29 protein-coding genes are annotated in these 26,626 nt (G+C 75.7%); 13 read left to right on the top strand and 16 right to left on the bottom strand.

The genetic code is table 11. The features are described 5' to 3' along the window. Nucleotides 1-73: 73 nt before the first annotated feature. The gene (locus ACFVSN_RS27280) at nt 74-676 is read left to right on the top strand and encodes an extracellular solute-binding protein (RefSeq protein ID WP_387956732.1); all 603 of its coding nucleotides are present in this window, start codon (nt 74-76) and stop codon (nt 674-676) included. A 9-nt stretch (nt 677-685) separates the two neighbouring features. On the opposite strand, the gene ACFVSN_RS27275 is transcribed toward ACFVSN_RS27280, so the two are convergent. The 6 genes from ACFVSN_RS27275 to ACFVSN_RS27250 all read right to left on the bottom strand — a co-directional run bounded on the left by ACFVSN_RS27275 (nt 686) and on the right by ACFVSN_RS27250 (nt 5,423). Further along, nucleotides 686-1,015, bottom strand: coding sequence for a hypothetical protein (locus ACFVSN_RS27275; protein ID WP_387956731.1), 330 nt, complete (start codon nt 1,013-1,015; stop codon nt 686-688). 86 nt (nt 1,016-1,101) lie between these two features. After that, entirely contained in the window at nt 1,102-1,854 is a 753-nt protein-coding gene (locus ACFVSN_RS27270; protein WP_387956730.1) for a VOC family protein, read from the bottom strand. An 84-nt stretch (nt 1,855-1,938) separates the two neighbouring features. Continuing rightward, entirely contained in the window at nt 1,939-2,577 is a 639-nt protein-coding gene (locus tag ACFVSN_RS27265; RefSeq protein ID WP_387956729.1) for an alpha-ketoglutarate-dependent dioxygenase AlkB, read from the bottom strand. Nucleotides 2,578-2,632: 55 nt separating this feature from the next. Then, complete coding sequence (locus ACFVSN_RS27260) at nt 2,633-3,163, bottom strand: GerMN domain-containing protein (protein ID WP_387956728.1); 531 nt, start codon at nt 3,161-3,163, stop codon at nt 2,633-2,635. Next, nucleotides 3,160-4,746: a sensor histidine kinase gene (locus ACFVSN_RS27255; protein ID WP_380505249.1), complete on the bottom strand. Its 1,587-nt coding sequence runs from the start codon at nt 4,744-4,746 to the stop codon at nt 3,160-3,162. The genes ACFVSN_RS27260 and ACFVSN_RS27255 overlap by 4 nt, the downstream gene beginning before the upstream one ends. Beyond that, nucleotides 4,743-5,423, bottom strand: a complete 681-nt coding sequence (locus ACFVSN_RS27250; protein WP_380491629.1) for a response regulator — start codon at nt 5,421-5,423, stop codon at nt 4,743-4,745. The genes ACFVSN_RS27255 and ACFVSN_RS27250 overlap by 4 nt, the downstream gene beginning before the upstream one ends. 173 nt (nt 5,424-5,596) lie before the next feature. Here ACFVSN_RS27250 and ACFVSN_RS27245 point away from each other — a divergent pair, with 173 nt between their 5' ends. Beyond that, nucleotides 5,597-6,466: a polysaccharide deacetylase family protein gene (locus tag ACFVSN_RS27245; protein ID WP_387956727.1), complete on the top strand. Its 870-nt coding sequence runs from the start codon at nt 5,597-5,599 to the stop codon at nt 6,464-6,466. Between the two features lie 23 nt (nt 6,467-6,489). Here the strand turns inward: ACFVSN_RS27245 and ACFVSN_RS27240 are convergent, their stop codons facing one another. Then, nucleotides 6,490-7,512 (bottom strand): hypothetical protein, encoded by a 1,023-nt coding sequence (locus ACFVSN_RS27240; RefSeq protein WP_387956726.1) that lies wholly within the window; start codon nt 7,510-7,512, stop codon nt 6,490-6,492. A 307-nt stretch (nt 7,513-7,819) separates the two neighbouring features. Between ACFVSN_RS27240 and ACFVSN_RS27235 the strand changes: the two genes are divergently transcribed. Continuing rightward, on the top strand, nt 7,820-8,230 hold the full coding sequence (locus ACFVSN_RS27235) for a VOC family protein (protein ID WP_380445512.1): 411 nt from the start codon (nt 7,820-7,822) through the stop codon (nt 8,228-8,230). Nucleotides 8,231-8,311: 81 nt separating this feature from the next. Then, nucleotides 8,312-8,728, top strand: coding sequence for a helix-turn-helix domain-containing protein (locus tag ACFVSN_RS27230; RefSeq protein ID WP_380445513.1), 417 nt, complete (start codon nt 8,312-8,314; stop codon nt 8,726-8,728). Nucleotides 8,729-8,744: 16 nt separating this feature from the next. Here the strand turns inward: ACFVSN_RS27230 and ACFVSN_RS27225 are convergent, their stop codons facing one another. Both ACFVSN_RS27225 and ACFVSN_RS27220 read right to left on the bottom strand, forming a co-directional pair. Beyond that, nucleotides 8,745-9,245, bottom strand: a complete 501-nt coding sequence (locus tag ACFVSN_RS27225) for a GNAT family N-acetyltransferase (RefSeq protein ID WP_380445514.1) — start codon at nt 9,243-9,245, stop codon at nt 8,745-8,747. Next, nucleotides 9,242-10,714 carry a DUF6271 family protein gene (locus ACFVSN_RS27220; protein ID WP_387956725.1) on the bottom strand — a complete coding sequence of 491 codons (1,473 nt, stop codon included), beginning with the start codon at nt 10,712-10,714 and terminating at the stop codon, nt 9,242-9,244. The genes ACFVSN_RS27225 and ACFVSN_RS27220 overlap by 4 nt, the downstream gene beginning before the upstream one ends. A gap of 343 nt (nt 10,715-11,057) precedes the next feature. On the opposite strand from ACFVSN_RS27220, the gene ACFVSN_RS27215 reads away from it, so the two are divergent. The 7 genes from ACFVSN_RS27215 to ACFVSN_RS27185 all read left to right on the top strand — a co-directional run bounded on the left by ACFVSN_RS27215 (nt 11,058) and on the right by ACFVSN_RS27185 (nt 17,358). Then, nucleotides 11,058-12,251: a peptidoglycan-binding protein gene (locus ACFVSN_RS27215; protein WP_387956724.1), complete on the top strand. Its 1,194-nt coding sequence runs from the start codon at nt 11,058-11,060 to the stop codon at nt 12,249-12,251. A 137-nt stretch (nt 12,252-12,388) separates the two neighbouring features. After that, on the top strand, nt 12,389-13,021 hold the full coding sequence (locus ACFVSN_RS27210; RefSeq protein WP_387956723.1) for a DUF2269 domain-containing protein: 633 nt from the start codon (nt 12,389-12,391) through the stop codon (nt 13,019-13,021). Between the two features lie 46 nt (nt 13,022-13,067). Beyond that, on the top strand, nt 13,068-14,132 hold the full coding sequence (locus tag ACFVSN_RS27205) for an MsnO8 family LLM class oxidoreductase (protein WP_387956722.1): 1,065 nt from the start codon (nt 13,068-13,070) through the stop codon (nt 14,130-14,132). Nucleotides 14,133-14,801: 669 nt separating this feature from the next. After that, on the top strand, nt 14,802-15,185 hold the full coding sequence (locus ACFVSN_RS27200) for a hypothetical protein (RefSeq protein ID WP_380445519.1): 384 nt from the start codon (nt 14,802-14,804) through the stop codon (nt 15,183-15,185). Beyond that, nucleotides 15,182-16,417 (top strand): hypothetical protein, encoded by a 1,236-nt coding sequence (locus tag ACFVSN_RS27195; RefSeq protein ID WP_387956721.1) that lies wholly within the window; start codon nt 15,182-15,184, stop codon nt 16,415-16,417. Before ACFVSN_RS27200 ends, ACFVSN_RS27195 begins: the two co-directional genes overlap by 4 nt. 82 nt (nt 16,418-16,499) lie before the next feature. Further along, a complete protein-coding gene (locus tag ACFVSN_RS27190; protein WP_380445521.1) occupies nt 16,500-16,895 on the top strand; it encodes a roadblock/LC7 domain-containing protein in 396 nt (131 codons plus the stop codon). A gap of 88 nt (nt 16,896-16,983) precedes the next feature. Beyond that, nucleotides 16,984-17,358, top strand: a complete 375-nt coding sequence (locus ACFVSN_RS27185; RefSeq protein ID WP_380445522.1) for a hypothetical protein — start codon at nt 16,984-16,986, stop codon at nt 17,356-17,358. A 61-nt stretch (nt 17,359-17,419) separates the two neighbouring features. On the opposite strand, the gene ACFVSN_RS27180 is transcribed toward ACFVSN_RS27185, so the two are convergent. The 6 genes from ACFVSN_RS27180 to ACFVSN_RS27155 form a co-directional block, all read right to left on the bottom strand. Further along, nucleotides 17,420-17,809 carry a DUF6188 family protein gene (locus ACFVSN_RS27180; protein ID WP_380445523.1) on the bottom strand — a complete coding sequence of 130 codons (390 nt, stop codon included), beginning with the start codon at nt 17,807-17,809 and terminating at the stop codon, nt 17,420-17,422. A 34-nt stretch (nt 17,810-17,843) separates the two neighbouring features. After that, nucleotides 17,844-18,944, bottom strand: coding sequence for an NUDIX domain-containing protein (locus ACFVSN_RS27175; protein ID WP_387956719.1), 1,101 nt, complete (start codon nt 18,942-18,944; stop codon nt 17,844-17,846). 276 nt (nt 18,945-19,220) lie between these two features. Then, nucleotides 19,221-20,102 (bottom strand): SGNH/GDSL hydrolase family protein, encoded by an 882-nt coding sequence (locus ACFVSN_RS27170; RefSeq protein ID WP_387956718.1) that lies wholly within the window; start codon nt 20,100-20,102, stop codon nt 19,221-19,223. Continuing rightward, a complete protein-coding gene (locus ACFVSN_RS27165) occupies nt 20,080-21,315 on the bottom strand; it encodes a glycosyltransferase (protein WP_387956717.1) in 1,236 nt (411 codons plus the stop codon). The genes ACFVSN_RS27170 and ACFVSN_RS27165 overlap by 23 nt, the downstream gene beginning before the upstream one ends. After that, nucleotides 21,312-22,544 carry a glycosyltransferase family 4 protein gene (locus ACFVSN_RS27160; protein ID WP_387956716.1) on the bottom strand — a complete coding sequence of 411 codons (1,233 nt, stop codon included), beginning with the start codon at nt 22,542-22,544 and terminating at the stop codon, nt 21,312-21,314. Before ACFVSN_RS27160 ends, ACFVSN_RS27165 begins: the two co-directional genes overlap by 4 nt. A 104-nt stretch (nt 22,545-22,648) precedes the next feature. After that, entirely contained in the window at nt 22,649-22,834 is a 186-nt protein-coding gene (locus ACFVSN_RS27155; RefSeq protein ID WP_380445528.1) for a YegP family protein, read from the bottom strand. 156 nt (nt 22,835-22,990) lie between these two features. On the opposite strand from ACFVSN_RS27155, the gene ACFVSN_RS27150 reads away from it, so the two are divergent. Both ACFVSN_RS27150 and ACFVSN_RS27145 read left to right on the top strand, forming a co-directional pair. Continuing rightward, complete coding sequence (locus ACFVSN_RS27150; RefSeq protein WP_387956715.1) at nt 22,991-23,878, top strand: polysaccharide lyase; 888 nt, start codon at nt 22,991-22,993, stop codon at nt 23,876-23,878. A 209-nt stretch (nt 23,879-24,087) separates the two neighbouring features. Continuing rightward, the gene (locus tag ACFVSN_RS27145; protein WP_359959138.1) at nt 24,088-24,312 is read left to right on the top strand and encodes a hypothetical protein; all 225 of its coding nucleotides are present in this window, start codon (nt 24,088-24,090) and stop codon (nt 24,310-24,312) included. Between the two features lie 49 nt (nt 24,313-24,361). On the opposite strand, the gene ACFVSN_RS27140 is transcribed toward ACFVSN_RS27145, so the two are convergent. Continuing rightward, the gene (locus ACFVSN_RS27140) at nt 24,362-26,494 is read right to left on the bottom strand and encodes an MMPL family transporter (RefSeq protein WP_387956714.1); all 2,133 of its coding nucleotides are present in this window, start codon (nt 26,492-26,494) and stop codon (nt 24,362-24,364) included. Between the last annotated feature and the right edge of the window lie 132 nt (nt 26,495-26,626).

Genomic DNA, 26,626 nt, shown 5'->3' with positions numbered 1-26,626 from the left:
GGGCCTGCTTCGACGTGCCCGTCCCCAGCGGCGCACGTCCCGGCGGCAGCTGCCGGGAGGGGAGGTCTCCACCATGCGATTCATCGGACGGACGGCCGCGGCCGCCGTGCTCACGGCCGGGTGCCTGGCCGCGGCGGCCTGCGCGCCGGGCACTTCGGCGCCGGCCGGTGCCGGGGCCGACGACCGGACGGGCGCCTTGCGGGTCTGGTTGTTCAACGAGGCAGGCAACGCCGCGAAGGAGGCCGTGGTCGGCCGGGCCGTGGCCGAGTTCCAGGCCTCCCACCAGGGCGTCACCGTCGACGTCGGCTACATCGACACCGACGCCTCGGCCCGCGCCGCGAAGATGAAGGGCGCGTTCAACGACCCCGGCAGCGCCCCCGACCTGGTCGAGTTCGGCAACACCGACCTGCCGGGCTACGTCGCCGCGGGCGGTCTCGCCGACATCGGCGCCGACCTGGCCGGGTGGCAGAGCAAGGGCGACCTCGACCCGGTGATCGCGAAGACGGCCGTCGTGGACGGGAAGACGTACGGCGTGCCGTGGTGGGTCGCGGTGCGCTCGCTGTACTACCGCACCGACCTGTTCACCGAGGCCGGGCTCGCCCCGCCGACCTCCTACGCCGAACTCGTCGCCGCCACGCGGCTGGTGTCCGGCCTCGCGGGCGCGGTCAAGGACTGATCGTTCCGCTCACCGGTGGACGAACGCGTGGGCCTCGCGGGCGAGTCCGTCCCAGGTGAGGACGGAGGCCGGGTCGAGCGCGAACCACTCGCGCATCGGACGGCCCTTGCCCGCGTCGAAGTGCTCGCCCTCCCCGGCGTCGACGAGCTCGTCCACGCGGGCGCGGGGGAGCTTGAGGACGAGGCGGCCGGCCGACAGCATCGCGAAGATGTGGCCGTCGGCCTTGAGCGCGTCGGAGCCGAAGCGGCGGCCGGTGCCGGGCGGCTCCACGCCGTCCAGGCGCGTCAACTCCTCTACCAGGGAGGCGAATCGCTCCTCGGGAGTCGTCTTCTTCGTCATGCAGGTCTCCTCGCCGTGCTGGTCTCCTCGTCGTGCCGGATTCCTCGTCGTGCCGGTTTCCTGGTCGCGCCGGCTTCCTCGTCGGGTCAGGCCGCCTCCGCGGACTCGTCGGGCGGGACGGCGACCAGGGTGAACACCGCGCCGCCGTCGTCCCGGACCAGCGACGAGCGGCCGAACGGCGTCGGCTCCGGGCCGGAGAGGACGGTCCCGCCGAGGGCGCGCACCCGGTCGGCGGCGCGGTCCGCGTCGTCGGTCGCGAACGAGGTCAGCCACGCGGCGCGGGCGTCGTCCGAGGGCGAGGGCCCGATCCCGCCGGCCGGGAGGCCCTGGGCGCGGAACACGGTGTAGCCGTCGCGGGGGTGGTCGTGGGTGAGGCCGAACACCTGCCGGTAGAAGGCGCGCGCGGCGTCCGGGTCGGGGGACAGGTGCTCGTTCCAGGTGAGCGTGCCCGGTTCGTTGACCAGCCCCGCGCCCGGGACCGGCCCGCCCTGCCAGAGCCCGAAGTGCGCGCCCTGCGGATCGGCGGCGAGCGCCGCCCGGCCCTGGTCGGGCACGTCGTACGGCTCGCGCAGGAGCCGCCCGCCGGCCGCGCGGACGGCGGCGGCGCTGCGGCGGACGTCGGGGGTGGCGAGGCAGGTGAGCCAGGCGGGCGGCTCGGACGGCGGCCCGACGGCCGCGACCTGGGCGCCGTGCAGCGTGGCGACGGCCTCGGCCGGGCCGGTCGGGACGAAGTCCCAGCCGAACAGCCCGCGGTAGAAGCGCCGCGCCCGCTCGACGTCGGGCACCGCGAGCGCCACCCAGCAGGGGACGCCCTCGCGGTACCTGCCCGCCTTCGGCATGCCGCCTCCTGCGCTCGGGCCCGCGTTCGGGGACCGTCCCCTCCGGCCAGCCTCCACGCCCGGTCCGCCGACGGCAACCGGGGTTCAGGCCACGCCGCGCGGCCGGAACTGGACGCTGATCCGCGGGCCCACCGGCCGCGCCGTCTTCGGGATCGCGTGCTCCCAGGTCCGCTGGCACGAGCCGCCCATCACGACGAGGTCCCCGTGCCCGACCGGGTGCCGCACGACGGCTCCCCCGCCGTACCGGGGCCGCAGGAGGAGGGCGCGCGGCTCGCCGACCGACAGGATCGCGACCATGGTGTCGTCGTGGTTCCCGCGCCCGATCCGGTCGCCGTGCCAGGCGACGCTGTCCCGCCCGTCGCGGTAGTAGCACAGGCCCAGGGTCCGGAAGGGCTCGCCGAGCTCCTCGGCGTAGTGCGCGCTCAGCGCCTCGCGCGCCTCGGCCAGCACCGGGTGCGGGGCCTCGGCGCCCTCGGGGTAGGACGCGAGCAGCCGCGGGACGTCCACCGTGCGCTCGTACATCTCGCGGCGCTCCGCCCGCCAGGGCACCTCCGCCGCCAGCTGTTCGAACACCCGGTCGGCCCCGCGCAGCCACCCCGGCAGCACGTCGAGCCACGCCCCGTCCCCGAGCACCACCCGCCGCACGCCCCGCAGCGGCCCGAGGCGGACGTCGTCGCCGGGGTCGTCGAACAGCGAGGGCTGGAGGTGAAGGGTGCCGGGCATGGCACCAGCGTACGCCCCAATTCGAACGTGTGCTCGAATATGAGGGCCGGCGGGGTCAGCCGTTGCGGTGGAGGTCGCACTGCTGCTGGATCGCGCTCGGGGCGTCGCTGCTCACGATGGAGACGTGGGGCGCCGGGCCGACGGCGGGGGCGTCCTCGGTGGTGCAGACGAGCTGCTGGATGGCGGTGGTGCTGAGCGAGGCGGTCGGCCAGGACAGGCGCAGCGTGACGGCGCCGGGGGTGGCGGTGGCCTGGACCTTGCCGGTGGCGGGCAGGTCGCTGTAGAGGCCGGTGCGCCGTTCGGCCGGGTCGGGGCCGGTGAGCAGGCTGTCGAGGGTCTGCTGGAGGTCCTCGCGCCGGCCGCCGGGGCGGATGGCGAGCCGGATGCCCTGCGGGCCGGGGAAGTAGAGCCGGGTGCCCGGTTCGATGCCGGTGGCGGGCAGGCCGCTGCGGACCGGACCGGTGCTCGGGATCGAGCAGCCGCACGCGAGCAGGAGCAGCGCGGCGGCGGTCAGGCGGCGGGCGGCCGGGTGGCGGCGGGCCTGGTGGGGGACCTGGCGAGGGGCCTGGCGGCGGGCTGTCGTCACTGGTCCTCCGAAGGGGTGCCGAGGGGCAGGACGAGGGTGAACACCGCTCCGCCCGCGGGGGAGTTGGCGGCCTCGATGATGCCGCCGTGCAGGCGCGCGTTCTCCTGGGCGATGGCGAGGCCGAGCCCGCTGCCCTCGGAGCGGGCGCGGGACTTGTCGGCCTTGTAGAACCGGTCGAACAGGTGCGGGAGTTCGGCGGGCGGGATGCCCGGGCCGCGGTCGGTGACGGTGAGCACGAGCTCGCCGTCGGCCTCGCGCAGGCCGAGGCGCACCGGCGGGCGGCCGTGGCGCAGCGCGTTGCCGGCGAGGTTGGCGACGATGACGTCGAAGCGGCGCGGGTCGAGCCGCACCGGCAGGGCGGCGGGCAGGTCGGTCTCGATCCGCTCGGACCAGCCGCGCAGGTCGAGGGTCTCGCGCACGGCCGAGGCCGCGTCGACGTCCTCGGTGCGCAGCGGGGCGGCGCCGGCGTCGAGGCGGGAGATCTCGATGAGGTCGTTGACGAGGCGGGTGAGCCGCTGGGTCTCGTTGCTGATCATGCGCAGTGCGGTGCCGGTGTCGGGCGGGAGCTGTTCGGCGTCCTCGTCGAGGATGTCGGTGACGGCGAGCATGGCCGCGAGCGGGGTGCGCAGTTCGTGGGAGACGTCGGCGGCGAACCGGCGGCCCTGGCTCTCGATGGCGCGCAGTTCCTCGATGGTGCCCTGGAGGGTGCGGGCGGTGTGGTTGAACGTCTTGGAGAGCTGGGCGAGTTCGTCGTGGCCGGTGACGGTGAGCCGGGTGTCGAGCCGGCCCTGGGCGAGGGCGCGGGCGGCGTCGCCGAGGGCCCGGACCGGGCGCAGGACCTGCCGGGCGGCGAACAGGGCGAGTCCGGCGGCGAGGACGGCGGCGAAGACGCCGGCGCCGGCGGCACCGGCGAGGACCTCGTCGGCGGCGGCCTGTTCGCGGTCGAGGGGGAGGACCGCGTAGACGGTGAGGCCGGAGGGGGTGCCGGAGCCGGGCGGCGTCCTGGTGGGGACGCCGGTGGTCACGCCGGACGGGGCGTAGGTGACGGGCACCCCGGCGGCGAGCCACGGGTGGCCGTCGGCGGCGAAGCGCTGGAACGCGGCGCGGCCGGAGCCGACGGTGGCCTGCAGGCCGGGCGGGACGGCGACGGGCTGGGTCCACTCGGAGTGGATCGTCCCGTAGGAGGCCAGGACGCGCCAGTCGCGGAAGCCGTTGGTGCCGGACAACTGCCCTGCCAGGCGGTCGAGTTCGGCCTGGGTCGGCGGGAAGGGCAGGGCGGGGGAGAGGACGTCGATGCGCCGGCGCAGCTCGTCGAGGGTGGTGTCCTGGGTGAGGTCGAGGGTGGAGTTGGTCGCGGCCCGGTAGGTGAGGGCGGCGGTGGCGAGCGCACTGATGGCGGCGACGGCGAGGAACGCGGCGAGCATGCGCGGGCGCAGCCCGGCGACGGCGCGGCGCAGGCGCAGCAGCCGGTGCCGTCCGGGCCGGGACGGCCGTCCGGCGCCGGGGTGTTCGGCCTGGGGCGGCCCGGCGGCGGTTCTGCCGGAGGGGTCGTCGGCCGGCGGGTTCCGGCGGGCGCCGTTCACAGCGGTCCGAAGCGGTAGCCGAAACCGCGGACGGTCTGGACGTAGCGGGGCGCGGCCGGGCTGTCCTCGATCTTGGCGCGCAGCCGGTTCACCCCGGCGTCGACGAGCCGGATGTCGTCCTGGCGGCCGAGGCCCCACACCGACTCCAGGAGCTGCTCGCGGCTGAACACGCGGCCGGGCGCGGCGGCGAGCTCCAGCAGCAGGCGCAGGTCGCCGGCGGCGAGGAGCAGGGGGACGCCGTGCTTGGTGACGGTGAGCGCGGCGCGGTCCAGGACGAGGTCGCCGAGCGTCTCGCGGACGGGCTCGGGGCCGGGGCCGCCGGCGCGGCGCAGCACGGCGCGGATCCGGGCGTCCAGGACGCGGGACTGCGCGGGCTTGACCACGTAGTCGTCGGCGCCGGCCTCCAGGCCGAGGACGGTGTCGACGTCGTCCCCGAGGGCGGTCAGCATGATCACCGGGGTGGGGCCGTCGGCGCGCAGGCGGCGGCACACCTCCAGGCCGTCGATGCCCGGCAGCATCAGGTCGAGCACCACGATCTCGGGCGGCTCCCGGTGGGCCTCGGCCAGCCCCTCCTCGCCGGACGCGGCGGAGCGCACGGCGTGGCCCTGGCGGCGCAGGCCCAGCGCGAGCGCGTCGCGCACCGACGGGTCGTCCTCGATCAGCAGTACTCGTGGCATGTCTGCCAGTATCGGCGCTGGTCAGGCGTGCTCCGGACCACGGCGCGGGGCGGGCGGCCAGTTGTTGCGAAACCTGTCGCACGTTGTTGCGAAACGGTCATACGCGGCTCACAGGGCCCGCAAGCGCGCGGCCGAGGGTGGTGGTCGTCCACCCCCTGACGAGGAGCACCACCGTGAGCCACCACGACGAACCCCGGACCCCCGAGAGCACTCCGAACAGCTGGTACCCGCGCCTGGACCCGGCGGGCCGGCCACATGCCCGCCGCACCGCCGTCCTGCGCGCGGTGACGGCGGGGGCGGTCGTGGTGACGCTGCTGGGTGCCGCCGGGGTGCTGATGAAGGGGCCCGACCCGCTGTCCCGGCTCGCCGGTTCCCCGGTCGCGCCGTCCGGGCCCGAGCCCTCTGCCACCGCGCCGGACGCCTCCCTGCCCGCGCCGACGGTGGACTTGAGCATCTCGCGCGAGTCCGAGGACGGGGGGAGGACCGTCAACCTCACCATCGACGACGGGCCCGACCCGCAGTGGACCCCGCGCGTCCTCGACGTCCTCGCCCGCAACGGTGCCAAGGCCGTGTTCTGCATGCTCGGACCGAGCGCCACCGCCCACCCGGAGCTCGCCCGGCAGGTCGTCGCGGCCGGCCACCGCCTCTGCGACCACAGCGTGAGCCACGACACCGCGATGGACCACAAGGACGTCGCCCACCAGGAGAAGGAGATCGTGGACGGCCTGCGGATGATCCAGGACGCCACCGGCGGCGCCCCCGTGCCGTACTACCGGGCGCCCGGCGGCGCGTTCACGCCCGAGAGCCGCCAGATCGCCGCCGCCCACGGCATGCGGCCGCTCGGCTGGAACGTCGACACCCGGGACTTCGAACGCCCCGGGGTCGAGCGGATCGTGGAGACCGCGAAGGAGCAGCTGCGGCGCGGCCCGACGGTCCTGCTGCACGACGGCGGCGGGAACCGGGCGCAGACGGTGGAGGCGCTGGAGCGGCTCCTGCCGTGGCTGCGGGCCAACGGGTACGCCTTCAGCTTCCCCAAGCGGTGAGCGGGAGGGGAACCGAACGGGGGTCAGGCCTTGGAACCGGGTACGGCGGCGTCGGGCGTCCGGCCGTCCTGCGCCTGCTGGGCGCGGGCGGCGAGGAGCCGGGCGAAGGCGGTGAGGGCGGGCGCGTCGGCCGCGGTCGCGTCCGCGCCGGAGTCGCCGACGTACAGGAGCGTCGTGCCGACCCGGACCAGGGCCTCCATGCCGTCCGCGCCGTGCGACCTGGCCGCGCTCTGGTCGCCGATCGACGGGAGCGGCACGGCCGCGGCCGCACCGGTGCCGCCCACCCGCTCCAGCATCGTGTCGAAGGCCCGGCCGGCCGTCGCGGCGGTCGCGAACGTGACCACGATGAACTTGGCGCTGTGCCGCGGACCGGCGCGGAACGTCACGGTGGCGTAGGCGAGTTGCTGGTCGCAGGCGTCCTGGACGAAGCACGGGACGCCGTCGCCCGCGCTCGTCCCGGACTGCGGCGCGGTCTCGATCCGCCAGCCGCCCGGCATCGCCGCGGGGTCGGGCAGGACGCCCTGTGCCCGGGCGGGGTCGCGCAGCGCCGTCGCGGCGTGGTCGAAGCCGTGGACGCCGGGCTGGAGGAGCGGCCGGTCGCCGAGGTTGATCCCGAGGGCGACCAGGGACGCGACCACCACGAGGGCGAGCGTCCCCAGGATCCCGCCGGTGGCGCGGCGGCCGGACGCGGGCTTCAGCCGGAGCTGGACCGTCCCGCCGTCGCCGGGTCTCGCCTGGAGGTGGACGGTCGGCGGGTCCGCCGGTGCCGTCCGGAGCTGGACCGTCGAGGGGCTCGTGGGCGGGCCCAGCTCCGTCGAGAGCAGGTAGCGGGCGAACGCCGGGTCCTCGGCGAGCAGCCGGCCGACGGCGGCGGTGAGCGCGGCCCGCGCCCGCGGGTCCGCCGGATCCGCCGCGGCCGAGACCGCCGCCTCCTCGCCGCCGGGCACCGCCCGCAGCCGCGTGCGCACGAGCTCGGCCACCGCCGAGCCGGGCGCGCGGACCAGCGCGTCGACGGTCGCGGTCACCAGTTCCTGGCCGTTCCCCATGACAACTCCCCCCAGCGTAGGCGTCGTTGACACCACCATCCCGGAATCCGGGCGATTGCGGACCCCGGTCGACGAGAACGGGGACGGAACCGCGACGGGTTTCGGACGGGCCCGGGACGTGCCGACGACGTGCCTGCGAGGTGTCGGCGACGCGCCGGCGAGGTGTGCGGTACGCGTTCTGGCGGCGGAGACCGGGAGGCGGCCGGAAGCCGGCCCGGGAGGCGGCCGGAAACCGGCCCGGGAGGCGGCCGGGATTCGGTCAGGAATCGAGAAGCGCGGTCCACCGGCCGCCCCTAGCATCGTCGGCATGGACCTCACCATTCACACCACCGTCCTCCCGCACGTCGACCCGGACGCGTCCGTGGCCTTCTACCGCGACGTCCTCGGCTTCGAGGTCCGCAGCGACGTCGGCCAGGGCACGATGCGCTGGATCACCGTGGGGCCGGCCGGCGGGTCCGGCACCTCCATCCTGCTCGCGCCCCCGGCCGCCGACCCCAACGTCACCGAGGACGAACGCCGCACCATCGACGAGATGATGGCCAAGGGCACCTACGGCTGGATCCTGCTGGCCACCCGCGACCTCGACGCCACCTTCGAGAAGGTGCAGGCCGGCGACACCGAGGTCGTGCAGGAGCCGACGCAGCAGCCGTACGGCGTCCGCGACTGCGCCTTCCGCGACCCGGCGGGCAACCTCGTCCGCATCCAGGAACTCCGCTGAGCCGTCCGCCCGGACGGCTCGTTCGCGGCCACTGACGAGAGCCGACGGACGCACGGACGCCGTCGGCGAAGGGGGTCTTCCATGTGCCACCCCGGATGGGCGCGCGCACGCATCGCGGCGCAGCGCCTGAGCGGCTTCGCACGGCTGCGCCGCGTGCGCGACCGGATCGACCGCGAGTACGCGCGCCCGCTGGACGTCGAGGCGCTCGCCCGCGCCGCCCGGATGCCCGCCGGGCAGCTCAGCCGCGAATTCCGGCTCGCGTACGGGGCCTCGCCGTACGCGTACCTGACGGCGCGCCGCGTCGAGCGCGCGGTCGCCCTCCTGCTCGGCGGCGGCGACCCGGCCGGGGTGTGGTCCGCGGTCGGCTGCGCCACGCCGGGTGTCCTCCGCGACCGCTTCACCGGGCTCGTCGGTGCGGCGCCCGCGGAGTTCGCCGCCGGCTGCGCCCGTGCCGGCACCCGCGTCGGCGTCGGCGTCGGCGCGACCGTGCCCGGGTGAGCGGCCCGGCGGGCCGCTAGCCGACGGGCATCGACATGTAGACGGCCCGCCTGCCGTACGAGGCCGGGACGGCGACCTCGCGGTGGGCGCGGTAGCCGAGCAGCCGCAGGATGATGTCGGTGCCGCGCACCGCGACCATGGAGATCCGCTCGAAGCCCTGCTCCCGCGCGCGGTCCTGGAAGTGGTGCATGAAGCGCAGCGCGACGTCCCGTCCGCGCAGGTCCTCGGCGATGACGAGGTCGTGCACGTGCAGGTTGCGGGACCGGTGGGCGGTGCCCTCCGGGCGGGCGAGGTCCGGGCAGCGCAGCGGCGGGTAGGGCAGGCTCAGCAGGTAGCCGCGGACCTTCCCGCCGCTCTCCAGGACGAGGCAGGTGCCGGGCGAGCTGCGGCCCCGGGACTCCAGGGCCGCCCGGCCCTCGGAGAGGCCGTCGGCCGCGTAGGCGTCGTGCTCCAGGGCGACGACGGTGTCCCAGTCGTCCTCGGTGAGCGGGCGGATGCGCAGGTCGTCGTCGCTCATCCGGCCGCCCCAGCCGCCGCGGCTGCCCCGGGTTCCGCGGTGGCTGCGGCCGGTTCGGCGTGCGCCGCGGCGACCAGCGCGCCCCACGCGTCGATGAGCAGCGCGAAGCGTTCGGCGTCGGCCCGCGCCTCGGCGAGGAGCCGCTCGCGCAGCGGCGCCAGGTGGTCGGCGAAGTCCGCGTACGTGCCGCCGAGCCGGCGGTAGGAGCGGTCGAGGACGTCCAGCCGGCGGACGTTCTCGGCGGGGTCCCAGTCGGCGCTGCGGCGCACGGAGTCGAGGACCGGCGCGGTGCGGACCTCGTACCGCTCGTCGAGCAGGTCCTCGCCGAGCGCCATCATCTCGCCGTAGACCGGGTGCAGGTACAGCATCGACAGCAGGAACTTGGCGAACCGCACCTGGTAGGCGGTGAAGCCGGGTCCGGTGCGGCGCTCGGACGTGTAGTAGTTGACGATGTGCCGGTTGTGGACGACGCCCGGCAGGCCGGCGTCGAGGACCACGTGCAGGAGGAAGTAGTCGCTGCCGATGGTGTCGGTCGCGGGCGGCAGCGGCAGCCGCTCGTAGACGCGGTGGTCCAGGCCGAGGTTGCACATGTCGACCCGCCGGATGTCGGGCGGGCCGAGGACCGTCTCGTCCGCGCGGAACGGCTCGGTGCCGCCGCCGGTGAACGACTCCTCGACCAGCTCGCGCTTCTCCTCGTCGGACCAGACCGGCGGTGCCCAGAGGCCGACCACGTCGTGGTAGACGGCGGGGTCGAGCTCCCGGATCCCGCCGACGTCGACGGACAGTTCGCCGATGAAAGAGCCGCCGACCAGGACCACGGGACGGTCGCCGTGGGCCGGGTCCAGCTCGTTCCTGGTGACGGCGGTGGCGTCCGCCGCGACATCGCCCGCCCGCCGCCCGAGCGCGCGCAGCTCGTGGTCGATCGGGAACACCTTGCGCCCGTCCAGGAGCTGGTAGTCGCCGTCGGAGTCCCGGCGGTGGACGGACGTGCAGCCGAGCGCGGCGGCGACGAGGAAGACCCGGTTGGTGCAGGCGCCGTAGGAGACGGCGCCGGGGAGCATCAGGTCGAGCAGCAGCTCGGGACCGGGGGCGCCGGAACGCCGGATCACCCGCTCCAGGAAGGCGCGCTGCCACGCCTCGTCGAGGTGGTGCACGACCACGCGCGGGGCGGGGGCCAGGGCGGCGACGGCGGCCGCGTTCCGCGCGAACGACGTGGCCCCGCTGCCCTCGGCGGCCTCCGGCGCCCCCGCGGCGTCGGAGGTGCCGGGGCAGACGGACGTGTCGGAGCGGTCGGAGCCGTCGAAGGTGCCGGGGCGGTCGAAGCCGCCGGAGCCGTCGGAGGTGTCGAGGATCAGCAGGTGCACCTCGACATCGAAGTGCGCGGCGGCGTGGGCGGCTTCCTCGGCGAGCGCGGTGATGGTGCCGGCGCAGGCCCGGTTGGTGGGCAGGGCGAGGCAGACTCGTCTCATGCAGGTTCTCCGTCGGTCGAACTCGACTGGCTTCGAGGCCAGTTGACGTCTTCCTCCGGTCGGTCCGGCCTCGCCAACACCGTGGACTAGACCAATGTCGAAGTCAACGATTGACAGGACGGACCGTGAGGGGGTGGGATTCGCCGCGCGCGCCACAGGGGGCGCACAAACCGTACGGACCTGCGATTGCCCACCGAATATCCGAACGGGCAAGCGGTCCCTGGGGGTTCAGCGGAACTCCGCCCCGTGCCGGAGTCATCCGGAGGCATGGACCTGCCGATAACGGCAACGATGTCCGTGCCCCGTCACTCCGTACTCCCCCACTCCGTCCGGAGGACACGCCATGCCCGAGCTGTGGCTGCCCGGTGCCGAGGTCCACGACCTCGGCGATCACGCCCCCACCGACCAGCAGTACCCGCCGAAGGCCATCGCGCACATCACCTGGGACCGCGACGCCAGCGCCGCCGCCCCGCAGGACTGGTGCACGTTCGACGACCTGGTCACCTACTTCACCACCAGCGGCGCCGGCGACGCCCCGCACCTCGTCTGGGACCCGTTCAGCGGCCGGACGGCCCAGCTGTTCCCCGCCGACTCCCGCTCCAGGAGCCTGCTCAGCCCGCCCGGGATCCCGACCCGCACCAACCGCGCGGGGCGGGTCGTCCTCCAGATCGAGGCGGTCTTCTTCCCCTACTGCCGCCACCGGGGCACGGTCTACCCGCGTCTCGTCGACACCCCGTGCGCCGGCTGGGGCCGCCTGCACGCCTGGATCGCCTCGTGGGGCGTGCCCGACGTCTGGCCGATGGGCCGGCCCACCGACTTCGCCGGCCGGCGCGACGAGCGGGTGTGGGAGACCCGCGGCGGCTGGTACGCCCACGCCCACGTCCCCGACAACGACCACACCGACCCGGGCTCCTGGCCGGACTTCACCGGCGGCCCGTCCCTCCCGCCCCCGCCGCCGGACGGGCCCACCCCGCCCGCCGAACCCGTCCCGGCGCGCTACCAGGTCGCCGTCAACGGCCTCCGGTACGGCTACGGCGCCCACGGCTACCAGGTCACCGCCGTCGGCCGGGCGCTCGTCGCCCAGGGCTTCGGCGGGCACTACCGGTCCGGCCCCGGCCCGGACTGGACGGACGCCGACACCCTCAACTACGCCGACTACCAGCGGAGTCTGGGCTACTCGGGCCCTGCGGCGGACGGCGTCCCCGGCCCGGCCTCGCTGCTGCGCCTGCTCGGCTACCTGCCCGGCCCGCGCACCGTCTCGCTCGCCCACGTCGTCGCGGCGGCCGGCACCGACCCGGGCGCCGAGCAGGGCCACCGGACGTACGGCGCCGAGGTCGCGATCGTCGAACAGGCGCTGGCGGACGAAGGGCTGCTCGAACAGCGGTGGGTCGACGGCTCGTTCGGCAGCCTGACGGTCACCGCCTACGCCGGCTGGCAGCGCCGCTGCGGGTACTCCGACCCGGACGCGGACGGCGTCCCCGGGGCCGACTCGCTCCAACGGCTCGGCGCGGCGCACGACTTCACCGTGACCGGGTGAGGCGGGCGGGCGCCCTCGTGTCGTCCGCCGTACTCGGCCGGGAGTAGTCGGAGTTACTCCCGCCGGCAGATGCCGGATGAGAGGAGGGCGGGGGAGGCTGAGCGCGTTCTGATGGGCCTCTATCGAAGGAGGTACGGATGCGCTCGCTCCCGGAGTCCTCGGCAGCGGCGGGGGGTTCGCCGTCGCCCCCGCGCTCGGCCGCTTCTGCAGCACCTCGGCGCCGCCGGCTGTCCCCGGCCGCGCGGAAGTGGCTGGTGGCCGTGCACCTGGTGGCGTCGGTGGGCTGGCTGGCGCTGATGCTCTGCCTGCTCACCCTCGCCGCGGCGGCGCTCGCGACGGACGACGCCGAGCGGGTGCGCGCGGCCTACCGGGCGATGGGACTGCTCGGGGACGTCCTGGTCCTGCCGCTGAGCCTGCTGACCTTCGCCAGTGGGGTGGCGCTCGGGCTGGGCACGACCTGGGGGCTGTTCCGCCACTACTGGGTGAGCACGAAGTTCTGGCTCACGCTCGCAGCCCTGGGCGCGTCGGCGTTCGCGCTCCCGGACCGCCTGCACGACGCGGTGCGGGCGGTGGACGCACATCCGGTCGGGCCGATCACCGCGGCGGAGCTCGGCTTCGTGCGGTACAACGTGGTGATCGTCCCGTCCGTGGCGCTGTCGCTCTACCTGTTCATGGTGGTGCTGTCCGTCCACAAGCCCTGGGGCCGAAGGGCGCCGCGAATACCTCGGCCGCCTCGGCTGCCTCGGTCGCGTCGGTCGCGTCGGCGGTGAGCGGCCGGGGAAATACCCGGGTGGTGTGGCCGCGTTGTCCCCGGACGTGACCACTGCACAGCCCGCGCTCCGACTCTCCGTGCTGGACCGCTCCCGCACCAGGCGAGGGGAGGATCCCGCGCAGGCCTTGCGGAGCACGGTCGGGTTCGCCCGGCAGGCGGAGGCCTTCGGCTACCACCGTTTCTGGGTCTCGGAGCACCACGGCGTGCCGGGGGTGGCCGGTTCCGCGCCGACGGTGCTCGCCGCGGCGGTGGCGGCGGCCACCTCCCGGATCAGGGTCGGGACGGGCGGCGTGATGCTGCCCAACCACCAGCCGATGGTGGTGGCGGAGCAGTTCGGCGTGCTGGCCTCGCTCTTCCCCGGCCGGATCGACATGGGCCTCGGGCGGTCGGTGGGCTTCACCGACGGTGTCCGGCGGGCGCTGGGGCGGGAGAAGGACGCCGCCGACGACTTCGGCGCGCAGCTGGCCGAGCTGCTCGGCTGGTTCGACGGCACCCAGCGGGCGCACCGCGGCGTCCACGCCCGCCCGGCCGAGGGCCTGCGGGTGCCGCCGTTCGTCCTCGCCACCGGTGCGGGCGCCGATCTGGCGGCCGAGGCCGGGCTGCCGCTGGTGATCGCCGCCCCGCGCGGGGAGGAGCGGATGCTGGAGGCCATCGACCGCTACCGCACGCGCTTCCGCCCCTCCGCGCACGCCGCCGAGCCGTACGTGGTGGTCTCCGGCACCGTCGCGGTGGCCGGCACGGTCGAGCGGGCGCACGAACTGCTCGTCCCCGAGGCCTGGTCGGGCGCGTACTCCCGGACGCACGGCGAGTTCCCGCCGCTCGCCCCGGCCGCCGAGGTCCTCACCCGGTCGATGACAGCGCGCGAGCGGGCCGCGTACGAGCAGTCGCTCACGGGCCACATCGCCGGCACCCCGGCGCAGGCCGCCGCCGAGGTGGCCGCGCTGGTGGCCCGCGCGGGCGCCGACGAGTTCCTGGTCACCACGAGCACCTTCGACCGGGCCGCGATGACGGAGTCCTACCGGCTGCTGGCTGAGGCGGCCGGGCTGTCCGCCCGGACCGGCCCCGCGGCCCCGGGCGCCCCTGACGTGATTTCTGAACAGGGGCGCTGACCTGCTACTGTTCTTCTCGTCGGGAGGAAATGACCTCCCGGACAGGCGTCAGCGGTGCTACCAGAGCACGTCCCACTTTCAGTGGGGAGAGTCCGTGCGACCCGGGCCTGGCGCTCCACTCGAAGGGGCTCGTTCCGTCCAGCGGAACGGGCCCCTTCGCCGTTCCCTGGCCGTTCCCGGCCCGCCTCTGGACCGTCCCCGGATCGTCCCCGGGTCGCCCTGAGCTACCCCCCTGAGTTACCCCCTGAGCCGTCCCTCGGCGCTGTCGCTCGCACCCCGCATTCGCGGCCGTTCCCGCTGCCGCCTCTCAGCGTCCACCGCCCGTTCCGGCCGTCCGGCTCCTCTATCGCATTCGGTGACCGAAACCCTCCGGCGTGGCCGACTATCGGCCAAGGTCCCGTTCCAGGTGGCCGGTGAGCGGCGGGCGGCAGCGGTACCACGGCCAGCGGGTTTCGATGGCGACGGAGAGTTGATGGTCCGTCACAGCATGGCCGGAACTCACTGCTACTGGTGTGAATATGCCATTGGAATGTTCGTCATACGGAATCCGGCAGTAGCCTTCCGTGTCGAACCCGCCACTCGTCGTGGCGGTCCGGCCGGTGCCGCGCTGCGCGCCCGGCCGCGCAGCATTCCCCCGTGCGATGGACGACCCCCCACGAAGGAGCCGGTGTGCCGGGTATCGACGACTGCCTCTCCGGAGCGATGGCGATCACCGGCGCCCGCTCCGCGAGCCTGGTCGACTGGAGCAGCGGGCTCGCGCTCGGCAGCCTGGGCGAGAGCCCGGCCGGCGAGCACGAGACCACGGCGGCCGAGGCAACCGACCTGGTACGGGCGGCCGTTGAGAGCCAGACCTTCACCGCGTCGGAGGACCGTCGGGCACCGCTGCAGGACATCATCGTCACTGCGGGCCGCAGTTACCACCTGATCTGCTTCATCGACACCGTCTTCGACAGCCGGCTCGTCCTGCACCTGTGGCTGGACCGCGAGGAGGGCAACCTCGCCGGTGCCCGCTACCGCCTCCAGGCGCTCGCCGAGGAGCTGGTGCTCGGGTGAGCGCGCACGCGGCCCCGACGGCCGTGCTGCCACCGACGGTTCCGCGGACGCCGGGCGAGGCGGTCGGCCTGCTCGCCGCCCGCGAGGCCACCGGCGCCCTGCGCGGCCCGCTCGGCAGTGTCTACCTCACCGACGGCCTGGTGACCCACGCCGAGTCCGACCGCGCCCCCGACCTGGGCGACCTCCTCACCGGCTGCGGCCGGCTCGCCCCGGGGGAGTGGCGCGAACTCGTCGAGCTCCACGGCCCGCAGGCCCGCGTCGCGGCAGCGCTGGTCGACCAGGGCCGGATCACCCGCGGGGAGCTCGAACTCGGCCACCTGGAAACCCTGTTCGACGCCGCCTTCTTCGTCCTCGCCGACACCGGCGGCGGCCTCTGGCGGTTCGAGACCGGAGCCCGGCACTGGCTCGGCCCGGTGGCGGCGGTCGACGCGGCACGGGTCTGCCGGGAGTCCGAGCGCCGTCGGCACCTGCTGGACGGCATCTGGCCCTGGGCGCAGCTCGACACCGCGCCGGTCCGCCCGGCCGAGGCCGCCCGCCGGCCGTCCCGCCGTCCGCCCGGCCGCCGCCGGCGGGAGCTGCTCGACCACGCGGACGGCCGAAGAACCCCGGCCGAACTGGCCCGGCTGCTCGGCCGGTCCGGGTTCGGCGTGACGGCGGACGTCCGTCGGCTGGCCGCTGCGGGGCTGCTCGACGCCGCTCCGGCGGTGGTGCCGGGGCCGGTCCCCGTACCCGGCCCGGCCGCCGCGCCCGGCCCGGCGCCGGTAGGCGTTCCCGTGTCGGTCCCCGGGCCCGGGCCCGTCGTCGCGGCCGTCCCCGCGCAGTCGCCACTCCCACCGCCACCGGCGGCACGACCGGCACCCGCACCCGAAGTCCCGCGCGTCGGCGGCCTGCACCGCCGGATCCCCGGCGCCACCCTCACCGGCGCCGGGGCGTCCGGAGCCGTCGTACCCGGAGCCGTCGTACCCGGAGTCGTCGCAGCCGGAGCCGCGACGAGCGTCCCGGCGGCCGGATCCACCGCACCCGGGCCCCGCCCGCTCGGCGTCCACGCGGCTGGCGCCCACGCACTCGGCGCCCACGCGGCCGGGGCTCCGGAGCGCGGAGCCCCGGCACCCGGCGCCGCCCCCCGTTCCGACCGCCCGCCGATCCCGGCGGCGGCCCATCCGCTGACCGTGCCCGACCCGGACATCGCGCTGCTGACCCGGGTCCTGACCCTCCTGGAGGCCCGACTTTGAGCCACTCTCCGCCCGCGACCCCGCCGTACCGGCCATGAGGCGGGCGCTCAAGCAGCGTGTCGGAAGGAGACAACTGATCGCCTTGGAGACCGAGCTGCTCGCCGAGCTCCGCGCCGTCAAACACCGCATCCCGCACCTCGCCGGCGGTCTGGTGGCCAGCGTGGACGGCCTGTTGGTCGCCCACGACACCCACGGGACCGAGCCGTCCGGCCTCGCCGCGATGACGGCGGCCTCCCTCTCCCTCGCCCAGCGGCTCGCCGACACGACGGGCCAGGGCGAGTTCCGGGAGTCCCTCGTGCGCGGCGAACACGGCTACGTCGCCACGTACGCGGCCGGCGGCAGCTGCGTGCTCACGCTGCTGGCGCACCCGGACGTCAACGTCGGCCGCCTGCACCTGGAGGCCCGCCGCTCGGCCCAGCGGATCGCCGGGCTGCTCACCGACGCCCTGGTGCCCAAGGACCCGCGCGAGGCCGGCTGACCGACCGTCCGCCGCCCCTGTCCCTGCCCCTGACCCCCTGCCCCTGTTCGACCACCCCATCACCGAACCACCGAAACGGAGTCACGAAATGACCGACGCAGCCGGCGCCCTCAAGCAGGCCATGACCTCCATCGAGGGCGCCATCGGCGCCGCGCTCGTCGACTACAACAGCGGCATGGCGCTCGCCACCCTCGACGGCCCCGGCGGGCTGGACCTCAACGTGGCCGCCGCCGGGAACACCGACGTGGTCCGCGCCAAGATGCGCACCATGGACATGCTGGGCCTGCAGGACGGCATCGAGGACATCCTGATCACCCTCAGCAGCCAGTACCACCTGATCCGCCCGCTCACCGGCCGCACCGGCAAGGGCCTGTTCCTCTACCTCGCGCTGGACAAGGGCCGCGCCAACCTGGCGATGGCCCGCCACCAGCTCGTCAAGATCGAGGCGGACATGGAGGTCTGACCCGGACGCGAGGGCCCCGGGCCCGGCGGATCACCGTCCGCCGGCCCGGCCCCGCCCCGGCTCACCCCGCCCAGCTGACCTCGCCGCCCGGCAGTGCCGCGCACAGCTCGCCCTCCGGCGTCACCACGCTCCACGGCGCCAGCACCGCGTGCGGCGGGACGGACAGCGCACCGCCGCCCGTGAAGTCCAGCTCCAGGCCGCCGGCCGGGGTGACCCGGGCCGAGCCGACGGTCCGGCCGACGAGCGCGAGCAGCGTCGCCGTCGGGCGGACGGTCAGGGCCGGGAAGAAGTGCTCCACCTCGGCGGGCGCGGCGAAGGACGGCGCCGCGAACCGGAACTCGTGCGCCACCCGGACGGTCACCGGGCCGTCCAGCGTGAGGTCCAGCCGGCCGCCACCGCTGACCGACGCCACCCGACGGCCGGCCAGCACCTCTCCGATCACGTTCTGCATGCCTCCCAGTGTGGATCACACCGCCGCCCGGCTGCTATCCCACCGGCCGCCCGTCGACCAGTTCGAGCGGGCCGCCGCCGCGTTCCCGGGCGGCCAGGGCGGCGGCCGTCCGGTCCCACGAGGGCGCGGACAGCAGGGCCCGGGCCTCGGCCGGTTCGCACAGGCGCCAGTCCACCAACTCGTCCTCGGCGAGGGCGATCGCGGCGAGCATCCGGTCCGTCACCGTACCGCCGTCGTAGACGTAGACGAGGACGGCGGTGTCCCGGTCGAGCGCCGGATCGGCGGCGGAGGACGGCAGCCAGTCCAGGACGAGCAGCCGCCCCGGCTCGACCTCCCACCCCAGCTCCTCGCGGACCTCCCGGCGGGCCGCCGCCCGGGGCAGCTCGCGGTCCGCCTCGATGCCGCCGCCCGGGAGCGTCCAGTACGGCACCCGTCCGCGCGGCCCGTCCCACGGCTTCAGCCGGACGAGCAGCACGCGCCCGGCGCCGTCGGTGAACACCGCGCGCGCCTTGGCCCGGATCCGGGGGCGGGAGGCGATGAAGGCGGCCCGGTCCAGCGGCGGTGCCGGGTCCGGTTCCCCGTGGCCCTGGAACTCGGGGATCCCGGCCGGCCCGGTGTACTCGGGCGGCGGCGGCGCGGCCGGGAGGTGTTCGAGCGAGTGGCCGGCCGGCCAACTGTCCTCCAGTTCCAGCGGGCCGGCCGTGCGGGGTGCCCGCAGGCACGCCGTCACCCGGCGCGACAGCCTGGGCGGCAGCGCGTGCGCCGCCGCCTCCGGCGACAGCCAGACCCAGCCGCCGACCTCCGCCGCGTCCGCCCGGATCGCCGCCGCCTGCGCCGAGCCGATCGGCTCCGCCCAGTACAGGTGGGCGGCGATCGGCGGACGGTGGTCGTCGAGCGTCCAGTCGATGCAGGCCAGCGGCCCGAGTCGGGGCGTGAACCCGAGCTCCTCGGCGATCTCGCGCAGCGCGGTCCCACGCGGCGAGAGGTCCGTCGGCTCCCAGCCGCCGCCGGGGATCGCCACCGGGTGCTTGCGGTCGTACGGCAGCCGCACCACCAGCACCCGCCCCTGCTCGTCCGGGAACAGCACGCCCGCCGCCGCCAGCAGCTCCCGCCCGCTCGTCGGCGATGCCTCCACCCTCGATGACGCCTCCACTCGGCACTCCCTCCGGTCCGGCTCGGTGATCACGTCCCTCCGGACGACACCGCCGGATACCTGCCCGGTTCCACGCGCGCGCCACCGGTGATCACCCGTCAGTGGCCGCCCGATCCGAAGGACACGCCCGAGCGCCCCGGCCCGGGGAAGCGCCCTCAGCCCAGGGAGGCCCCGGCCCGGGGAGGCCAGGGCCCGGGGAAGCGGCCCTCAGCCCAGGGAGGCCCCGGCCCAGGGAGGCCCCGGCCTGGGGAAGCGCCCTCAGCCCAGGGAGGCCAGGGCCTGGGCCGCCGCCCGGGCCATCTGTTCGTCGTGCCGGCCGGTCGCGCCGCGCAGGCGGGCGAGGCCCTCGGTCGCCGCGAGGGCCAGGAGCCCCGGGAGGAGGTCGGTGCTGCGGGCGGCGACCCAGCGGGTGCCCCGGGTGGCCATCCACCACACGTCGGCGGCCCGGCCGGGCGGGCGTTCGGCGGGTTCGCCGCCGGGCGCGGGGCCGAGGTCGCGGCCGTCGGCGGCCAGCAGTTCGTGGAAGCGGCGGGCGATCAGCCGGTGTCCCTCGGCACTGGGGTGCAGGCGGTCGACGCTGAGCAGCCGCCGCTCCTCGCACCAGGGCAGGTCGGCGATGTGCAGGTGCAGGGCGTGGTGGCGCGCGGTGAGGGCGTGCACGACGGTGTTGACCGCCCGCATCCGCCGGGCGAGCGGCCGCGCGAGCGGAGCCGGCAGGCGCAGCAGCGTGCCGGGGTCCGGCAGGCAGGCGGTGAGCAACCGGGCGCCGTGGCCGGACAGTTCGCCGAGGGTGGCGTCCAGCTCCAGGGCGGTGCGGCGGATGTCGAAGCCGGCCCGCAGGGTGTCGTTCCCGCCGACCACGACCGCCGCCAGCTCCGGCCTGCGCTCCAGCGCCGCCGGTAGCTGACTCGTCGTCAGATCGACGGTCAGGGCGCCGCTCCGGGCGAGGTTCGTGAACTCGACGGCCGTCCCCTCCGGTGCCAGCGACCCGGCCAGCACGGCGGCCCACCCGCGCCAGCCGTCCCCGACGGGATCGCCGACGCCCTCGGTGAGCGAGTCGCCGAGCGCGACGAACCGCACCGGCCCGCCCGCGGGCCGCCGCCCGTCCGCCGTCCACTCACGCGTGTCGAGCACGCTCATCGCGGACCCCCTCCCCGGTGCCGGCATCCGGCCTCCCGGCGCCGGAGCGGGGCACCCCGTGCGCCGCCAGGAACGCGGCCACCGCCGCCGGCCACGCGTACCGCTCCGCCCGCGCCCGGGCGGCCGCGCGCCGGGCGTCCTCCGGCCGCGCCAGCAACCGCCCCACCGCGGCGGCGAATCCCTCGCCGGTGTCGGCGGCGGCCACGCCCGCGAGACCGATCAGCCCCGGCAGCGCCGAGGAGCGGCTGGCCACCACGGGTGTCCCGCACGCGAGCGCCTCCATGGCGGCCAGCCCGAAGGTCTCCACCGGACCGGGCGCGAGCACGGCGTCCGCGCAGCCCAGCAGCCGGGCCAGCGCCTCCCGGCGGCTCACGTGCCCGAGGAAGCGCACCGGGAGCCGCAGCCGGTCGGCCCGCGCCGCGAGCCGCTCCCGCAGCGGGCCGGTGCCCGCGACCACCAGCACCGCGGGCACCCGCCGGGCCCGCAGTTCGGCGAGCGCCTCGATCGCGCGCTCGGGCCGCTTCTCCTGCGAGAGCCGCGAGCACAGCACCAGCAGCGCCTGGTCCGGGTCGGCGTACCTGGCCCGCTCGTGCGCCCGCGCGGGGGCCGACAGGGGGCGCATGGTGTCCAGGTCCACGCCGAGCGGGGCGCGCGCGAGGTTGGGCACGCCGAGGCGCCGGAACTCGGCCGCCGCCCAGTCGGTCGTGCAGACGACGGTGTCGTACGCGCGCGCCGTCGCCGCGTTGAGCCGGTCGGCGGCCAGGGCGGCGAGCGGACCGGGCACGCCCCACGTGCCGAGCACCCCGGCGGCGCTCTCGTGGGACACCATCACCGAGCGGACCCCGTGCCGCCGGGCCCAGCCGCCGGTCCAGCGCAGGGTGGTGCGGTCGGAGACCTCCAGCCGGTCGGGGGAGAGCCTGGTGAGCTCGGCGGCCACCGCCCGGCGGTCGGTGAGCAGCCGGTAGCCGCCGCTGCCCGGCAGCACCGGCCCGGGCAGCGTGACGACGAGGCCCTGCTCGGTCTCCTCCTCGGAGCGCCGCTCGCCGGGCACGACGAGCACCGGCCGGTGCCCGGCCGCGCGGTACCCGGCGCCGAGGTGCCGCAGCGCCGTCCGCAGCCCGCCCGACACCGGGGTGACGAAGTTGGCGAGCCGCACGATCCGCAGCGACCCGTCCGTGGTCCCGTCCGTGCCCCCGTCCGTGCCCCCGTTCATGCCGGCAGTTCCTCGGTGACGGCGGCCGGCCCGGCCTGCGGCACGTCCACCACCGGCGGAGCGGCGGGCGACGGGACGGCGACCCCGCGGTGCTCCGCGAGCACCTCCGCGTAGTGCCGCAGCAGCAGGTCCCCGACCGCCTCCCAGGTGCGGGCGGTCACGTCGGCGCGCCCGGCCCGGCCGTACGCGGCCCGCAGTTCCGGGTCGGCGGCCAGCCCGGCCACCGCGCGGGCGACGGCCGCGCCGTCCCTGGGCGGCACGAGCAGGCCCGTCCGGTGGTGGCTGACGAGGTCCAGCGGCCCGCCGGCGGCCGGTCCGACCACCGGCACGCCGCTCGCCATCGCCTCCTGGATGGTCTGGCAGAAGGTCTCCAGCGGGCCGGTGTGGACGAACACGTCCAGCGTGGCGAAACATCGCGCGAGTTCCTCGCCGGTCCGCCGCCCGAGGAACACCGCGCCGGGCATCGAGGCCTTCAGGCCCGGGGCGGACGGCCCGTCCCCGATGACCACCACCCGTACCCCGGGCAGCGCCGAGGCGGCGGCCAGCAGGTCGACCCGCTTCTCGGGCGCCAGCCGGCCCACGTACCCGACCAGCACCTCCCCGCCCGGGGCCAGCGCCCGGTGCAGGGCCTCGTCGCGGTGCCGGGGGTGGAAGCGCACCGAGTCCACCCCGCGCGGCCACAGCTGCACCCGGGGCACCCCGTGCGCGGTGAGGTCCTGGACGGCGGGCGTCGACGGCGCCAGCGTCCGGGCGGCGGCCCGGTGGACGGTCCGGATCCGGTGCCAGGCGGCCGCCTCCCCGAGCCCGCGCCCCGCCCGGTAGGCGTGCGCGTACCCGGCGAGGTCGGTCTGGTAGACGGCGACGGCGGGCACCCCGAGCCGGGCCGCGACCTGCATCCCGCGCGCCCCGAGGACGAACGGGCTGGCCAGGTGCACGACGTCCGGCCGGTGCGCCGCGATCGCGGCGGTCAGCCGCCGGCTCGGCAGCGCCACCCGCACCTGCGGGTAGCCGGGCAGCGGCACGGACGGTATCCGCACGACGGGCAGCTGCGCCGCGTCCGTGCCGGCGCCGAACGTGTGCGGCGGGCACTCGGCGCCGCGCGCGGGAGCGGGAGTGATGACAAGGGGGTGGTGGCCCCGGCGGACCAGATGCTCGGCCGTCCGCAGCACGCTGTGGGCGACTCCGTTGACCTCGGGCGGAAACGACTCGGTGACGATGACGACGCGCATGTCAGTGTTGTGACCGGGCCCGGCATGTATTCGGCCAAAGGGATCTGTCGTACAAACGAACGCGGGTCGGCGATTTGCACCGCCGACCCGCACACGGGGGTCCGCTATCCGGCGGCCGCCTCCTTGAGCTCCGCGTACGGCGCGAGCTTGCGGATCGACTCGATGCTCCGGATGCAGTCGTCCCGGCTCTCCTGCGGGTCGCTCGTCACGACGATCGACCCGTTGCTCGCCTTGAGCCGGAACCGGTGCATCCCGGTCTCGTCGGTGTACAGCTCGAACTTGCCGGCCATGAAACCCACTCGCCTCTCGCTCGGTGACCCCCTCGCACCGCACCGTAGTCACAACCCCCACCCCCCGCCCGCCGACCGGACCCGTCCGAGTGGCGCCCGCCGCCGCGCCGTCCGGCATGATCGGGCGGTTGGCCGATCCCCGGACCGAGGAGTCCCGTGAAGCGCACCACCGCCGCAGTCGTTCTGAGCGCCCTCGTGCTGGCCGCCGTCTCCGGGTGCTCCGCCGCGCCGGCCCGCGCCCGGTCGAAGCCGGCCGCGCCGTCGAACGCCGTTGCCGCGGCGGGGTCCTGGAAGGGGGACTTCCGCGGGTACGGGACGGACCAGTGGCGGCGTGCGTGGGGTGTGGCCGACCAAGGGGCCTGGGGCGGCGCCGACTTGAGTGCCGTCGACGATCCGTCGGTGCCGGGCGGCGGCGGGTCGGCGCTCCAAGTCGCGTACGGGGCGGGCTCGTCCGCGAACCAGTGCGCCGACTGCCCGAATCCCGGGGGCGGGCAGTTCTACACCAGCCTCGACGCGCTCGGCCTGTCCGGCCTCGCCGACGGGACGACCCTCGACCTCCGGTACGCCGTCAAGTTCCCCGTCGGGCGCGACTGGGGCAGGGCCGGCAAGCTGCCCGGGCTCTACGGCGGCCGGATCGGCGCGGAGTCGGGCGGGAACCACGGTGACGGGTGGTCGACGCGGTACATGTGGCGCGGCGCCAAGGGCGTGCCGGACAACGGCGAGGTCTACCTCTACACGCCGACCAGTGCCGGCCCGACGGGTTACGGCGTCGACGAGGGCCTGGGCGACTGGCGCTTCCAGGCGGACGGCCGGTGGCACACCGTCGAGCAGCTGGTGGACCGCGGCACCGGTGACGTCACGGTCTGGTACGACGCCGAGCAGGTGTACGCGGCGCCGGGCGTGGCCAAGGGCATTGCCGGGATCCCGTTCTCCGGCGTGCTCTTCTCCACCTTCTACGGCGGCCACGACACCACGTGGGGCCCGGCGAGCGCGCAGCACGTCGAGTTCGCCGACTTCTCCCTCGCGCCCACCCGGCAGCACTGACGGCCGTTCGGGTGAGGCCCGGCGGTCCGCCTTCACCCGGGCGAGGGAGATCGGTCACCCGGTTGTCTCAGCGGGGTTGCGGCGTGGGCGGGTTCGTGCGGGTTCGTGTGCAAATCTGTGCTGGTGCCCGCGGGGCGGCCGGGTGTGCGTGTGGCCGGCCCCGGGCGCGCCTTCATGCCAGAGACCAGAGACCACCCAAAGGACATCTGATGTCGCTTCGTGGAAACATCCGCAAGTTCGCCGTGATCGCGGCCGTGACGGGTGCCGCCGCCTTCGCGGCGCCGGCGCCGGCGATGGCGCACTGGCACGCGTCGGACTCGTCGTCCGGCCAGAGCCTGGAGTCGGGTTCGGCCGGCGTCGGCCTCTTCGGCCCGCACGCCAACTGGCTCAACGTCCACGAGCACAGCGAGGACGCCTGCATCGGGGACTGCTGATCCAGCTGATCCGGCCGTGGGCCCGGGGAGTGTTCGGCGCTCCCCGGGCTCACGCGTGTCCGCTCGGCTCCATCTGCCGGACGTCGGCCGGCCGGGAGAGCGGGCTCGGCCACCAGATGTGCCGGCCGAGGTCGACGGTGAGCGCGGTGACCAGCACCGACCGCACCACCAGGGTGTCGATGAGCACGCCGAGCGCGACGGCGAAGCCGATCTCGGCCAGGCCCACGACGGGCAGGGTGCCGAGCACGGCGAAGGTGCTGGCGAGGATCAGCCCCGCCGAGGTGATGACGCCGCCGGTGGCGGCGAGGCCCGCGACCGCCCCCTGGCGGGTGCCGCGGTGGGCGGACTCCTCGCGGACGCGCGTCATCAGGAAGATGTTGTAGTCGATGCCCAGGGCGACCAGGAAGACGAAGACGAACAGCGGGAACGCGTTGTCCTCGCCCTGGAACCCGAAGACGTGCTCGAAGAAGAGCACGCTGATGCCCAGCGCCGCCGCGTACGAGAGCACGACGGTCGCGATCAGCACGAGCGGCGCGGTGACGGCCCGCAGCAGCAGCGCCAGGATCACCAGGACGACGCCGAGGACGAGCGGGATGATCGCCCGGTTGTCGTTGCCGGCGGCCCGCCCGGCGTCGAGGATCACCGCGGTGTTGCCGCCGACCTTGGCGTCGGCGCCCGGGACGGCGTGGACGGCGGTGCGGACCCGGTCCACGGTGTCCTTCGCCGCCTGGCTGTCCGGCGGGTCCGTGAGCGTGGCCTGGAAGAGGGCCTGCCCGGCGTGCGTCACGGGCACGGACGTCCCGGCGACGCCGGGCGTCGACTGCGCGGCGGCCCGTACGGCGCCGGCGTCCGCCGCCGTCGAGATGACGGTGAGGGGTGAGCCCGTGCCGCCCGGGAAGTGCTGCTCCAGCACCTGCTGGCCGACGACGGAGTCCGGTGTGCCGGTGAACGAGGCGGCCGTGCCGAGCCCGTTGGCGTTGAGGGACACCAGCCCCGCGCAGCAGGCCGCGAGGGCGAGCGCCGTCCCGACCCAGACCTTGCGCGGGCGGCGGGCGATCCACGCGCCGATGTGCGCCCAGCGGCCCGTCTTCGTCGGCTCGGCCGTGCCGTAGGCGGGCCTGACCGGCCAGAACACCCACCGTCCCATGATCACCAGCAGTGCGGGCAGCAGCGTGAGCATGGCCGTCAGCGCGACCAGCACCCCGATGGCGCACACGGGTCCGAGGCCGCGGGTGGAGTTCATCTCGGCGATCAGCAGGCACAGCATGGACGCGACGACCGTCGCCGAGGACGCCAGGATGGCGGGCCCGGCCCGGTGCAGGGCGAACGCCATCGCCTCGTGGCGGTCCTCGTGGCGGCGCAGCTCCTCGCGGTAGCGGGCGGTGAGCAGGAGGGCGTAGTCGGTGCCCGCGCCGAGGACGAGGACGACCAGGATGCCGGCGCTCTGCGCGTTGACGGTGAGTCCGGCGTGCTTGGCCAGCAGGTAGATGACGGCCTCGGAGACGACGAGCGCGCCGGCGGCGGAGATCAGCGGGAGGGTCCAGAGCACCGGGCTGCGGTAGGTGAGCAGCAGCAGGATGATCACGACGCTGACGGTGGCGGCGAGCAGGGAGCTGTCGATGCCGGCGAACGCCTTGGCCTGGTCGGCGCCGACCCCGGCCGGGCCGGTGACGTGGGTGGTCATGCCGTGGCTGTCGGCGGCGGCGGTGGCGCGCAGGCTGTCGACGGCGGGGCGCAGGTCGTTCCAGCCGTTGGTGCCGACGTCGATCGGGACGATCGTCTGCATGGCCTGTCCGTCGCCGGAGACCACCGGTCCGACGACCGGCCCGAGGACGTGCGGGGCGGTCGCGAACGTGACCGCGTCCCGCGCACCCTGGGCGCGGTCGGCGGGGGTGAGGCCGCCGGGGCGGTCGTAGACGACGACGGCCTGGGCGGTCTCGATCGGCTGGAAGGCGCGCTGCTCGTTCAGCACCTTCGTCGACTCGGCGTTGCCGGGCAGCCAGCTGGACGCCTGGTTGTCCTCGGCGCCCATGAGCTTCCCGGCCAGCGGGCCGGTGGCGACCAGCAGGATCAGCCAGACCGCCAGCACCACCCACTTGCCGCGGCGGCCGCACGGCAGCGCGGCGAGCCGGGTCGCGATCGTCGTCGCGGCGGTCCGCGCGGTCGGTCGGGACGCGGTCATGGCGGGACCCCCAGGGGCCGGTGGCGGTGATGTCGATCCAGCCTCGCACCGCCGGTACGGACCGGCAGCCCGAGCGGGGCCCCGCTACGGCACCCGGGTCGACCATGCCCGGCCCGGCCGCACCCGGACGGC

Source organism: Kitasatospora sp. NPDC057904 (genome assembly GCF_042887925.1).
Lineage (GTDB): Bacteria > Actinomycetota > Actinomycetes > Streptomycetales > Streptomycetaceae > Kitasatospora.
The sequence above is the reverse complement of the archived record's forward strand: the minus strand, read 5'-3'. Positions and strand labels throughout refer to the sequence as shown.

What these genes read in the sequence shown, in the direction of transcription:
- ACFVSN_RS27280 (WP_387956732.1), top strand. Translation starts at nt 74, where the DNA reads ATGCGATTCATCGGACGGACGGCCGCGGCCGCCGTGCTCACGGCCGGG.
- ACFVSN_RS27275 (WP_387956731.1), bottom strand. Translation starts at nt 1,015, where the DNA reads ATGACGAAGAAGACGACTCCCGAGGAGCGATTCGCCTCCCTGGTAGAG.
- ACFVSN_RS27270 (WP_387956730.1), bottom strand. Translation starts at nt 1,854, where the DNA reads ATGCCGAAGGCGGGCAGGTACCGCGAGGGCGTCCCCTGCTGGGTGGCG.
- ACFVSN_RS27265 (WP_387956729.1), bottom strand. Translation starts at nt 2,577, where the DNA reads ATGCCCGGCACCCTTCACCTCCAGCCCTCGCTGTTCGACGACCCCGGC.
- ACFVSN_RS27250 (WP_380491629.1), bottom strand. Translation starts at nt 5,423, where the DNA reads ATGCCACGAGTACTGCTGATCGAGGACGACCCGTCGGTGCGCGACGCG.
- ACFVSN_RS27240 (WP_387956726.1), bottom strand. Translation starts at nt 7,512, where the DNA reads ATGGGGAACGGCCAGGAACTGGTGACCGCGACCGTCGACGCGCTGGTC.
- ACFVSN_RS27235 (WP_380445512.1), top strand. Translation starts at nt 7,820, where the DNA reads ATGGACCTCACCATTCACACCACCGTCCTCCCGCACGTCGACCCGGAC.
- ACFVSN_RS27230 (WP_380445513.1), top strand. Translation starts at nt 8,312, where the DNA reads ATGTGCCACCCCGGATGGGCGCGCGCACGCATCGCGGCGCAGCGCCTG.
- ACFVSN_RS27225 (WP_380445514.1), bottom strand. Translation starts at nt 9,245, where the DNA reads ATGAGCGACGACGACCTGCGCATCCGCCCGCTCACCGAGGACGACTGG.
- ACFVSN_RS27220 (WP_387956725.1), bottom strand. Translation starts at nt 10,714, where the DNA reads ATGAGACGAGTCTGCCTCGCCCTGCCCACCAACCGGGCCTGCGCCGGC.
- ACFVSN_RS27215 (WP_387956724.1), top strand. Translation starts at nt 11,058, where the DNA reads ATGCCCGAGCTGTGGCTGCCCGGTGCCGAGGTCCACGACCTCGGCGAT.
- ACFVSN_RS27210 (WP_387956723.1), top strand. Translation starts at nt 12,389, where the DNA reads ATGCGCTCGCTCCCGGAGTCCTCGGCAGCGGCGGGGGGTTCGCCGTCG.
- ACFVSN_RS27185 (WP_380445522.1), top strand. Translation starts at nt 16,984, where the DNA reads ATGACCGACGCAGCCGGCGCCCTCAAGCAGGCCATGACCTCCATCGAG.
- ACFVSN_RS27180 (WP_380445523.1), bottom strand. Translation starts at nt 17,809, where the DNA reads ATGCAGAACGTGATCGGAGAGGTGCTGGCCGGCCGTCGGGTGGCGTCG.
- ACFVSN_RS27170 (WP_387956718.1), bottom strand. Translation starts at nt 20,102, where the DNA reads ATGAGCGTGCTCGACACGCGTGAGTGGACGGCGGACGGGCGGCGGCCC.
- ACFVSN_RS27165 (WP_387956717.1), bottom strand. Translation starts at nt 21,315, where the DNA reads ATGAACGGGGGCACGGACGGGGGCACGGACGGGACCACGGACGGGTCG.
- ACFVSN_RS27160 (WP_387956716.1), bottom strand. Translation starts at nt 22,544, where the DNA reads ATGCGCGTCGTCATCGTCACCGAGTCGTTTCCGCCCGAGGTCAACGGA.
- ACFVSN_RS27155 (WP_380445528.1), bottom strand. Translation starts at nt 22,834, where the DNA reads ATGGCCGGCAAGTTCGAGCTGTACACCGACGAGACCGGGATGCACCGG.
- ACFVSN_RS27145 (WP_359959138.1), top strand. Translation starts at nt 24,088, where the DNA reads ATGTCGCTTCGTGGAAACATCCGCAAGTTCGCCGTGATCGCGGCCGTG.
- ACFVSN_RS27140 (WP_387956714.1), bottom strand. Translation starts at nt 26,494, where the DNA reads ATGACCGCGTCCCGACCGACCGCGCGGACCGCCGCGACGACGATCGCG.